Here is an 11,190-nt window from a genome sequence, read left to right as displayed (position 1 = left end):
GATAACATTTGGAGAATAAACCAATTGAATACGCTCACAACCCATAGCAATCTGGTGCTTCAGAGAAGCATCAAATGATAAATTGCGAGAAACAAACAGGAATTAGACCAAATGAATCGGCGGACCTCGGTGCTGAAACGCTACGTGCGTTGACGGTCTGTGAAATGGAACCAGCACAACACTTCCGGCAAAAACCAGCAGGATAGTTGCTAAAACAGTTGTCCAGGTAAATGAACTGTTGCTGGCGTACAGTAAATTGTCGAAGGCATCAAACCAAATCAGCTCGTCGCGACTGTGAGCATGATTGGGGAATTGTGTTCCCGGCGATGATTTGTATGGGTGCGCGTGGCAGATTACAGTTCCATCGGCGAGTCGGTGTGCATGGCGAAATACAACCCCGTTGACCAATACAGCTACGTATAGACCAAGCAAAAAACGGGCGATCCCAAACCGGTAACCTTGCAGGCGGAACACGCTAATGGTGCAGTAATTAATGGACTGATTGTCAAAAATATCAAATAGAACTTGAATTACAGTGGTTTATTGAATAATCAATTTCAAATACAGATGGTATAAAGTATAGTGCTTGAAAAGTAAAGAGGGTAACAAGTATTATATATATAGTATCAGAGAATAAATATACTTGAATGGAATTTTTTTGATATTTAACTTGTTTTTGTATTAAGTCAAGTTTAATTTTGAATATGATTAGATGTAGCCTTATGTGTTCATTTGTTTCGCATCGATTATTGTATCTCTAATGTGAAATGCGTAACTTATAGGCGTATTACCGTAAGCACTTACTTAACTTTAAAATTATCTCCTGAGGCCAATGAAGAATATCCGACTCTATATGATTTTTCAGTGGATTTTTTTTCTACCCATTATTTTGCCGTTATGTGTAGTCTTCGGTGCTATCTATGGCGTTGTTCAGATGATCGAACGCATAATGGAGCAAATGAGGCTAGATATATTGCCTTCTGAGTAAAATCAACTGACGCCACGGTTAGTGCATATCTGTATATAGAAAGAGCCACATTTCTTGTCATAAGAAATGTGGCTCTTCATTTTATGATACGGGCTTTATTCAAAAATAAAATCCATATTCTTATCCTTGTAGTTCTCGTCGTCCAGATCTAAAAACTCCTCCCAGAACGGATCATTGGGTAAGCCCGCTTTACAGATAAGCGGCTCCTTTTTTACGGGATGTACAAAATAGAGACGACGTGCATGGAGATAGATTTTTTTATCTGCTACAGCCCGATCGTAGCCATATTTGACATCGCCCCGGATCGGACTTCCCATGTGTGCCAATTGAGAACGAATTTGATGGGGGCGACCTGTAATTGGATTTACTTCCAGCAGGTAATGTTCGTTGATTTTGCCTAGCACCCGATACGTTAGCTCAGCCTTTTGCGAGTTTGGAACTTCGTAATCATACACCGTAACCTGGTTTTTCTGCTCGTCCTTTATCAGCCAGTTCACCAATTTATCAGCATCCTTAGGCGGTTTGTGCCGGACAATCGCCCAGTACGTTTTCTGTACCTGTCGTTTCCGGAAAATCTCATTCATGCGCTCGAGCGCTTTTGACGTACGGGCAAATACAACCAGACCGCTCACTGGCCGATCAAGACGATGAACTAAGCCAAGAAACACCTCGCCTGGTTTATTATATTTTTCTTTGATATAGCTCTTTAAGATATCCAGCAACGTAGTGTCGCCTGTGCGATCACCCTGCACCAGAATACCCGGTTCTTTATTGACAATCAGTAAATGGTTGTCCTCATAAATAACCTGAAATGGTTTTTTCTTCATAATACACAATGTAGTGTGTAACTGCAAAAAGTACCCTGATAACTCAATATGCTTCTTTCTCGTTCGGAAAGTCGTGTGCTTTTACGTCGTCAACGTAATGCGTAATAGCCTCGGTCATAACGCTGTGCAGGTCGGCGTATCGACGTAGAAATCGGGGTTTAAACGCATTGTTTATTCCTAGCAGATCATGAATTACCAGGATTTGTCCATCAGCATCAGGACCGGCTCCAATGCCAATGGTTGGAATGGTAAGGCTCTGCGAGACGGTTTTAGTAAGAGCAGCCGGAATTTTTTCGAGCACTAAACTAAAGCAGCCAATATCTTCGAGCATACGGGAGTCGTCCATTAACTTTTGAGCTTCAGCTTCTTCCTTAGCGCGAACAGCGTACGTACCAAATTTATAAATAGACTGGGGAGTCAGCCCCAGATGGCCCATTACGGGTACGCCAGCGCTCAGAATACGTACGATTGATTCTTTGATTTCCAAACCACCTTCCATCTTGACGGCGTGCGCACCTGATTCTTTCATGATCCGAATGGCCGAACGTAGCGCTTCCGACGAATTTCCCTGATAGGAACCGAATGGTAAGTCAACCACAACCAAGGCACGCTTGACTGCCCGAACAACCGAACTGGCATGGTAAATCATCTGATCGAGCGTAATCGGCAGGGTCGTTTCGTGGCCTGCCATTACGTTGGAGGCAGAATCTCCTACAAGAATTACCTCAACACCGGCAGCATCAACTACACGAGCCATTGAAAAATCATAGGCTGTCAGCGCAGAAATTTTCTCGCCTTTATTTTTCAGCTCCTGAATGGTGTGCGTTGTTACACGCTTTATATCGGGATTATGAACAGACATAAGGGTCAGTTGTACAGTTATAGAGTTGTAAAGTTATAGAGTTGTAGAGTTGCAGAGAAACTCTGCTACTGTAAACTCTATAACGCTATAACTTTATCTCGGCGCAAGCCAGGATTCGGGATTGAGTTTGGAGAAGTCTTTCCAAATCTGGAATTGAAGTTCCGAAATTCCATTTTTATCGGTTGCTACGGTACCGATAACATCGCGGGCTTTTATATGTTGGCCCCGGTGCACCGCTACGTTCTTTAGTCTAGCATAGACCGTAAAGTAGTTCCCGTGCTGAATGGCGATTACGTTATTCATGCCAGGCATACTAGCTACGTCCTGTACGACGCCGTCGTAAACTGCCCGAACCGTTTCGCCTGCGTTGGTTTGAATGTCAATTCCCTGGTTATCAATATAAATGCCTTTAAGCACAGCGTGCGGATGACGACCGAACCGATCCGAAATAAAGCCCCTCGATACAGGCCAGGGTAGATGGGCCCGCGACGCGGTAAATGATGAGCCAAGAGCACTCTCTGCCGTATTTAAGCTGTTGTTACGTCGTTCGTCCAGTTTTGGGGGCGGTGGCGTTGGTTCCGGCTCAACGGGTTTTTCTACCGTTGCTACGTCGGCGGGAGCGGGTTTTTCGCCGGCTTTTTCGGCTGCGGCAATGGCTTCTTCCGCTTTTTTACGTTCGGCGGCTCTGCGTTCGGCTTCACGTCGGGCAATACGTTCGCGTTCGGCACGGGCTTCCCGTTCGGCCCGTTCGCGCGCTTCGCGTTCGGCACGTTCGCGGGCCACGATGCGTGTAATCATCGCTTCGAGCTGGGCAATGGCCTGGCGTCTTTCGGTAAGTTCGGCGCTAAGTTCAGCTTCTTTCTGGCCGAGTTCTTTAACAACCTGATTCTTTTCGTTCTTCAGGGCCGTCAGTTTTTGCCCTTCCTGAACTTTAACATTGATCGTTTTTTTCTGGTCCTGCCGTTTCTGCTGCGTAGCCTGCTGTTTATCCTGAAGCATCGTCATTACGTTGTTCATCTGGCGAACCTGACTCTGGCGAGCGTCGGAATATTGGCGTAAATAGCGATAGCGGGCCACAAGCTGATTGAAGTTATCCGATGCGAACAGAAAGCCTAGTGGATTAACCTGCTGCCGTCGTTTGTCAGCGGCATAAATCATGGAGCCATATTCTGCTTTTAATTTATTCAGATCGCGGGTTAGCGCATTGCTGGTCTGGCGCAATTCAGAAATTTCGACTTCGGTCAGTTGAAGGTCCTTATTAAGCAAGCCAATTTGTTTCGATTGAGTCTGAATCTGTTGATCGAGGGCTTTTAGCTGGCCCAAACCTGCTTTTTTCTCGGAGGCCGTCTGCCGAAGAATAGTGCGTATCTGGTTCATTTTCTCCAGATTTTGCTTCTTTTCTTTCTCCAGATTCTGCCGATTTTGCTGGGTCTGCTGGGCTAGGGCCGGTTCAATACGTAGCAGTAAACTGAACCCTGTCAGACTAACTATTAACCAATAAATGTACCGGTGAGAAAATGAAAATTTAAGGTGCATAAAGGCTTAATCCAACCAATTAGGGCTTAGGGACGACGTTTATAATTAGCCGGAATCGTAAAAGGAAAACCGGGGCTTCTGTCGACCAGTTCGACTTTATTATGCTTGATACGTAACAGCGTCTGGTAAAATCGTCCATCCGTTTGCGACTTGTAATCGAGTGTTACCAGACTGGTATATGGAAACAGAAAATTATTGAGCGACGTAAAATCTTCATAATCCAGCCGCAACGTATTTTTGGTAGGCTGTTCGGTCACCATTAACTTTTTCAGTTTTCGATCCTGCTCGCCAATGTAATTTTCGACCATTACTTTGCCCTCGCTCTGACGTAGCAATAGATAATCACGTTCATTTTTGATTTTTTGCGCAGGGCGTTTGGGAAGAGGTAGATTACCTACGATCAAGGCCTGGAGCAACTCAAAATTCATAACAAAGTTGAATTGCTTGCTCAAGGTTGGAAAATCATAAATGGAATACTCTTTATGAATTTTGTCAACAATCGTGATAGAATCCTTACTGATGGTTGCCCGAACGGCTTCGATCCCCAGTTTTGAAATTGACAGCCAGATCAGACTGTCTTTGCGAACCCTAATGTTGACATTCGCATTGTCGATATCCTGCTGCTGATTTTTAAAGGAAATTTTCGACTTGGCCGTAAGGTATCGAAAATCAATTTCCGCTACGTTGGTACGTGCTTCTTCGATGCCTGGACGAGGTGCTGGCCGGGAAACGGCTACTGAGTCGACTGTGGTACCTGAGATTGGGCGAGCTGTGATACTGGAGTCAGTAGGGGAGGTGGCAACTGGAGTTTGTCCCGTCCCTCGCGATATATGGCGACGTCGGCAGCCATCTGTACTCAATAGTACGGTTAACAATAAGGCAAATAATACGTATTTATTCATAGGGTTTAGTGGATAACGAGCTGTGTTTTGACGGACAGTTAGAACAAACTGATCAGCAAAACACATATCATCAACCACCGATTACAGCTTTCCAGTAGCTATTTTCTTGTCTAGATCGGAACTGGCTCCACCTTTACTTTTAGCCTTTTTCCACTGCTCAAGCGCTTTGTCGGGCTGACCAAGCTGGTAAAGCACATCGCCGTAGTGTTCAAGGATGGTACCGCTTACATTCGCTGAATCAGCCAGGGCTTTCTCCAGATATTGCCTGGCTTTGGCATAATCTTTTGACACATACAATACCCAGGCATACGTATCTAAATACGTAGCATTGGCTGGATGGCGCTCAACGAGTTTCTGGCCTAATTGCAAAGCCCGTGGTAGATTGGCTTTCCGTAGAGACAGAAAATAGCTATAATTATTCAATACGTGGTCGTTGATAGGGTCGGCTTTCAGGACGGCTTCATAAGCCTCGTCAGACTTAGCATAATCGCCCAATCCATTGTATGCATCGCCTAACTGGGCATCGATGCCTCGCTTCAGTTCTGCATTCGAATTGGCAGCCAGTAATTTTTTGCTTTCCTCTAGGGCGTCTACTGCTTGCTGGTATTTGCGTTTAAACAAATTAGCCGTTCCATTGGAATACCAGAATAAGCCCTGGGTCGGAAACACTTCGAGTGCCTGTTCGGAATGAACCAGCAGGCTGTCGATCTGATTTAACTCGCCATCGAGTTGCAATAGAGCTCCCCAGACTTCGTAGATAGAGCCGTCCAGTCGGGCAGCTTTAGCATACGTATCACGAGCTTCTGCTTTTTTCCCCTGTTGCACCAGTAAATCGGCCAGCATTACCTGCGTTTTAGGGTCATTGGGCGATGTTTTGGCTAAGTTCTGCGCCATACTTAGCGCATCTTTCTGTGCTGCCGGACTTTCGCCGGTCATACCTACGTAGCTTGACAGAATCCGCGCTTTTAGACCCGCTTCCAGATTTGGATTTGCCAGAACCTGATTTAGCTCTTTCGTAACCCGATCCATATCGCCTTTTTTACGATAAATGTCGGCTAGCAATACGTGAGCTTGGGGTAAGTCGGCGTTTAGCTTGAGTGCCTTATCGATCCAGGTAATGGCCTGATCTGTACGATCGTTGGCAATCAGCAGTTCCGCACCTTCGAGTAAATAGTCAGGATCACTGGGTTCAGAGGCTACAAGCTTTTCGGCTTCTTCGATCGCTTTATCAATTTTATTTTGCTTGAGGTAGATCCGCTGTTTTTGCCGGGTAATTTCTTCATTAAGACCTAATTCGCGCTCAACCGTATTGTAAGTCTCAAGGGCTTTGTCAGGCTTTTCGTTAAACAAATAAATAGCGGCTAATTCGACGCCATATTCTGCATTTTCCGGTCCTTTTTTCAGGAGCTTTTCATAAAGCTCTTCAGCCTCAGTATAGCGTTTCTGCTTAACGTAAAGCTCGGCGAGGAGTAACGAATAAAATTTATTCTGGCTATCTAAGGAGTACGCTTTGCTGGCGTGAGGAATGGCTTCCGCAGTTTTTCCACTCTTGAGTAAGGCATTCGCTGTTGCATACTGAGCAGCGGCATTGTTTGGGTCTTTTTGCAGTACTTTGGCAAATTGTGGAATGGCTTTTGCCGGTTCATCGGTCATCAGATAACGCATTCCTTCCGTGAACTGCGTTTCCGCTTCCATACGTACCGTCGTCGTCGATGCCGATTTTGCCAGCGAGGTATCGACACCTATCGCTTTCGTACGTCGGCGCTGCGCTGAAGCCGGATACAGGCTCATCCACAGAACCAGCCCCAGGCTACCTATCCACCCAATCCGGTGCCGGTTACGATATAATAAATGTAACGTATTCATGCTGGTCAGCAAAAAGAAGAACTTATTTACCAAAACGTGGCCTGCCTCTTTCTATTGCGACTTTGTTGAGTAAGTCCCTTAGACAAAGGTAGTTTAAAATGACGGAATGTTGCATATGGCGTAGGGCAAAGGGGTTGGGGCGGTGAAAATACTCTCATTATCTTTTACCCTCTTCTCCAACCGCTTTGCCCTACGTGCATAACTTTTCAAGTATGACGGGGTTTATCAAAGACTCAGACTGAGTTAAAAACGCTAAAAACTTAAAACGTACACGATGGAAACCCTGTATACTGCCACCGTCAGCAATGTGGGTGGGCGCGAAGGTGATGTTAAATCACTCGATGGTATTTTGGAATTGGATGTCAGACGACCTATTGAAATGCATGGAGAAGGCGGTGCCGCAAATCCTGAAATGCTGTTTGCCGCTGCTTACAGCTCCTGCTACAATGGAGCCCTGATGGGAGTAGCCGAACGCCGAAAAATTATTTTGCCCGAACACGCCGTTGAGGTTAGTATTTCGCTCAATAAAGATGGCAACAACATGTTCCTGTCGGGGAAAATCACGGTTAAAGCTCCACACATGGATCGTGATCAGCTGCAGCAGTTAGCCGAGACCGCCCATGCTGTTTGCCCGTACTCAAAAGCCATTAAGGGAAACATGGACATGAAAATTGAGGTGATGGTGTAGCAGCAGAGGGCATGGGGCATGGGGTAAAAACTAAGTTTGTCAATTTACCCTATGCCCCACGCCCTCTGCCCGCTGTTACCCAATCGCATCATATACCTGAACACGCTCCCATAAATGAGAACACGTATCGACAAATGCCGTGTGTACGGGGTGAACCTGATACGTATCGTGATCAGCTTTGTTGGCAAAAACGAACGTAATTGAAAAATCGTAGGAATGATCAATCACGGGCCGACGTGTTTCGGCAGGGGTACCAATATAAGCTGCCGAAATTTCTTTTACGGCTTTGAGCGATTCCAGACCCGTCCGGAGCGCCTGGTGGTCTTCCTGGCTTTCGGGATGTTTGAGCCAGAAAAAAACGGTATGAACAAACATAAAATAGTAAAGAATAAGGTCCTGTTAACGTAAAAAATGGCTATCCTATTGATTGAAATAGAATGCGATATTACTTATAAAACAGCCTGTACTTAGAATTACTCATAATTACCCTTACCGTATTAATAATTTTTAACAGGATAAAAACTTTCTGATAAACATTTCAGTATATTCCACACGTTATCAAGACGGATGAATAACGAGTTAAGGGATAAGCGAATGGAGGAAGAATCTAACCCTATGAATAAACCGGCTGGTCGTGATACGGACGAGCAGGGACCTCGAATTAATAATGACAAAGCTACTGTTCGATTACCCATGTTGCTGGGCATTACGTTGGCAGGGGGAATGCTCATTGGCGCTACGTTCTTTGGTGCTACCAAAAGCTTGAATACAATCGGGCGGGGTTATACAAAGTACCGGGAAATTTTACAGCTCATTGAAAATAACTACGTTGATACTGTCAATACAGACGATCTGGTCGATTTCTCAATTACAAAAATGCTTGAGAAGCTTGACCCGCATACCGCTTATATGAATCCGCAGGATGCCGTTGCGGCCCGGTCGCAGCTGGAGGGTGGATTTGATGGTATTGGGATAGAATTCAATATTTATAAGGATACCGTCTACGTCGTGACTCCAATGGCAGGTGGTCCATCCGAAACGGCTGGAATCCTGAGTGGTGACAAAATTCTCAAAGCCGACGAAACTTCTCTGGTTGGAGGAAAGATTGAAAACAGCGCCGTCTTCAAAGCGTTACGTGGTAAACGGGGAACCGATGTGAAGCTGACAATTCTGCGCAAGGGCGATAAAGAACCAAAGGTGTTTACAATCACGCGGGACCGTATTCCGACTTATTCGGTTGATGCCTCTTACATGATTGACGCCAAGACTGGCTATATCAAAATCAATCGGTTCTCCGAAACTACGTACGATGAATTCAAGACGGCAATGGCTGCGCTTAAGTCTCAGGGCATGACGCAGATGATGCTGGACCTACGTAACAACCCCGGCGGTTATATGGATCGGGCTACCAACATTGCCGATGAATTTATTTCGGGTAATAAGCTACTGGTTTATACAGATGGGAAAGACAACCGGTATGACCGGAAAACCTATGCGCACATTGCCGGTCAGTTTGAGGATGGGCCATTGGTTGTACTGATTGATGAAGGAAGCGCATCCGCTTCAGAAATTGTGTCGGGTGCTTTGCAGGACCACGACCGGGCGCTGATTGCGGGACGCCGTTCGTTCGGAAAAGGCCTTGTACAGATGCCTGTGACACTTTCCGACGGGTCGGAACTACGTTTGACTATCTCGCGCTATTATACCCCTAGCGGACGTAGCATTCAGAAACCATACGTGCCGGGCCGTGAAGGGGATTATGAAAAAGATCTTGAGTTACGCTCAAAACGGGGCGAATATTACATTGCTGACTCAATCAAGAACGATCCGAAACTGAAATTTAAAACCGACGGCGGACGTATTGTTTATGGGGGTGGCGGTATCACGCCCGATTATTTTATTCCAAGGGATTCATCCTGGCAGACACCTTATTTAATTCAGCTCTATGGAAAGAATATCATCCGGGAGTTTGCTATGGAATATACCAACGACAATCGGAAGAAGCTTGAGAAAATGCCATTTGCCGAGTTCGACAAGACGGTCGCTATTAATGACGAACAGATGAGCCGTTTGGTGAAAGAAGCTACGTCTGAAGGGATTAAATTTAATGAGAAGGAGTATAATCGCTCGAAAAACTATATCCGCAACCAGATTAAGGCGTTAGTTGCTCGGGCTATTTATCAGAAAAATAACAAGGCTGGACAGAATAACGAGTTCTTCCGGATTATAGCGCAAGGTGATGATACGTATCAGAAGGCCCTGAAACTCTTCGACCGAGCCGATAAACTCGAGCACGGCATGTTTACGTACAATCAGAAATAAAAAGCTGCCAGACACAGGTCATTATTAGCAGAGCCATAGAAGCCAGACACAGGTCATTATTAGCAGAGCCATAGAAGCCAGACACAGGTCATTATTAGCAGAGCCATAGAATATGCTTTGCGCGACCCGTATCTGGCAGCTTTTTTATTGTTTCTTGCTGAACTGATACACAATTCCTAGGAACGACTGAAGGTTTCCTGTTTTAAAATCCTTGCGTGAGTAGGGCGCGAGTTCAAAGGCGACCCGTAGATTCGGCAGCATCAAAAGTGGCTTTACACGTACGCCAACGTGTAACGAATAACCCTCCAGCACATCACGATCATCGATACCGTTTAGCGGGTTGAACCGTACACCCAGACCTGTATAATAATTCACCTGCGCTTTACGGGCGACATTAACCATTGGGCAAAGGGTTGTGCTGAGTGAGCCGAATAGGGTGTTTGTTTGTAGACGGCCATCAAACCAGAAGGCACGATCGGCATTGGAACTGACCGATACTACGCTATTGAATGGATAATAAGCTACCGAAGCCTGACCAAAAGCAGCAACCGTAAGGCTGACAAGAAAAGCAGTTAATACGTGTTTCATGCTCGCAAAACAACAACTTTATCAGCCATAAAAAAATCAGATGCCAAACAAAACATCCAGTTTGTGCTTTAAAATCGTCAATACGTATACTAAGGAAAGGTGAAGAAGCGAAGTACTTATTGGTCTGGTTTTCTTTGTACCTTTACGGCTTATTATCTGATAATTACTTTCTGAAAAATGTCTTGGTTCGTCCGAAAAGATAAGGGTATTCAAACCCCAACCGAAATGAAGCTGGAAGCTCCCGATGGGTTGTGGTATCAATGTCCGAATTGTAAAAAGATAATGAATACGCGGGAGCATAAACTGAATGCTTATACCTGCGTCCATTGCAATTATCACGAAAAAATTGGTTCGGAAGCTTATTTCTCTATTCTCTTCGATGACAATGAGTTTACAGAACTCGATGCTAATATGACCTCGGCTGATCCGCTGAACTTTGTCGATACGAAGGCTTATCCAGATCGTATAAAGGCTACGGAAGAGAAAACGGGGCTAAAAGACGCTGTTCGGACGGCATACGGCGAAGTGAACGGCCTGACCGTTACGATAGCCGTCATGGATTTTAACTTTATTGGCGGCTCGATGGGGTCAGTTGTGGGCGAGAAAATTGC

General features: G+C 45.4%; 11 protein-coding genes. 3 read left to right on the top strand and 8 right to left on the bottom strand.

Annotated elements, in window-relative coordinates:
* Positions 1 to 102: 102 nt before the first annotated feature.
* The 6 genes from ACOJS8_RS01675 to ACOJS8_RS01650 form a co-directional block, all read right to left on the bottom strand.
* Positions 103 to 474 (bottom strand): hypothetical protein, encoded by a 372-nt coding sequence (locus ACOJS8_RS01675; protein WP_420146788.1) that lies wholly within the window; start codon positions 472 to 474, stop codon positions 103 to 105.
* Between the two features lie 609 nt (positions 475 to 1,083).
* Positions 1,084 to 1,815, bottom strand: coding sequence for an RluA family pseudouridine synthase (locus ACOJS8_RS01670; RefSeq protein ID WP_420146787.1), 732 nt, complete (start codon positions 1,813 to 1,815; stop codon positions 1,084 to 1,086).
* Positions 1,816 to 1,858: 43 nt separating this feature from the next.
* Positions 1,859 to 2,677: a 3-methyl-2-oxobutanoate hydroxymethyltransferase gene (gene panB, locus ACOJS8_RS01665; RefSeq protein ID WP_420146786.1), complete on the bottom strand. Its 819-nt coding sequence runs from the start codon at positions 2,675 to 2,677 to the stop codon at positions 1,859 to 1,861.
* Positions 2,678 to 2,770: 93 nt separating this feature from the next.
* The gene (locus ACOJS8_RS01660; protein WP_420146785.1) at positions 2,771 to 4,213 is read right to left on the bottom strand and encodes a murein hydrolase activator EnvC family protein; all 1,443 of its coding nucleotides are present in this window, start codon (positions 4,211 to 4,213) and stop codon (positions 2,771 to 2,773) included.
* Positions 4,214 to 4,239: 26 nt separating this feature from the next.
* Positions 4,240 to 5,115 (bottom strand): DUF4292 domain-containing protein, encoded by an 876-nt coding sequence (locus tag ACOJS8_RS01655; RefSeq protein ID WP_420146784.1) that lies wholly within the window; start codon positions 5,113 to 5,115, stop codon positions 4,240 to 4,242.
* Positions 5,116 to 5,196: 81 nt separating this feature from the next.
* Complete coding sequence (locus tag ACOJS8_RS01650) at positions 5,197 to 6,981, bottom strand: tetratricopeptide repeat protein (protein ID WP_420146783.1); 1,785 nt, start codon at positions 6,979 to 6,981, stop codon at positions 5,197 to 5,199.
* A gap of 274 nt (positions 6,982 to 7,255) precedes the next feature.
* Between ACOJS8_RS01650 and ACOJS8_RS01645 the strand changes: the two genes are divergently transcribed.
* The gene (locus tag ACOJS8_RS01645; RefSeq protein ID WP_420146782.1) at positions 7,256 to 7,669 is read left to right on the top strand and encodes an Ohr family peroxiredoxin; all 414 of its coding nucleotides are present in this window, start codon (positions 7,256 to 7,258) and stop codon (positions 7,667 to 7,669) included.
* Between the two features lie 75 nt (positions 7,670 to 7,744).
* On the opposite strand, the gene ACOJS8_RS01640 is transcribed toward ACOJS8_RS01645, so the two are convergent.
* Positions 7,745 to 8,044, bottom strand: coding sequence for a Dabb family protein (locus ACOJS8_RS01640; protein ID WP_420146781.1), 300 nt, complete (start codon positions 8,042 to 8,044; stop codon positions 7,745 to 7,747).
* A gap of 219 nt (positions 8,045 to 8,263) precedes the next feature.
* On the opposite strand from ACOJS8_RS01640, the gene ACOJS8_RS01635 reads away from it, so the two are divergent.
* Positions 8,264 to 9,991 carry a S41 family peptidase gene (locus ACOJS8_RS01635; RefSeq protein WP_420146789.1) on the top strand — a complete coding sequence of 576 codons (1,728 nt, stop codon included), beginning with the start codon at positions 8,264 to 8,266 and terminating at the stop codon, positions 9,989 to 9,991.
* 144 nt (positions 9,992 to 10,135) lie between these two features.
* On the opposite strand, the gene ACOJS8_RS01630 is transcribed toward ACOJS8_RS01635, so the two are convergent.
* Positions 10,136 to 10,579 (bottom strand): hypothetical protein, encoded by a 444-nt coding sequence (locus ACOJS8_RS01630; RefSeq protein ID WP_420146780.1) that lies wholly within the window; start codon positions 10,577 to 10,579, stop codon positions 10,136 to 10,138.
* A gap of 177 nt (positions 10,580 to 10,756) precedes the next feature.
* On the opposite strand from ACOJS8_RS01630, the gene ACOJS8_RS01625 reads away from it, so the two are divergent.
* Positions 10,757 to 11,190: carboxyl transferase domain-containing protein (locus ACOJS8_RS01625; RefSeq protein WP_420146779.1), on the top strand; the 434-nt coding region annotated here is incomplete at its 3' end.

Source organism: Spirosoma sp., from assembly GCF_048594605.1.
In the GTDB taxonomy this organism is placed as follows: Bacteria; Bacteroidota; Bacteroidia; order Cytophagales; family Spirosomataceae; genus Spirosoma.
Note: the sequence above shows the minus strand (reverse complement) of the source record. Positions and strands in the feature narration are given on the sequence as shown.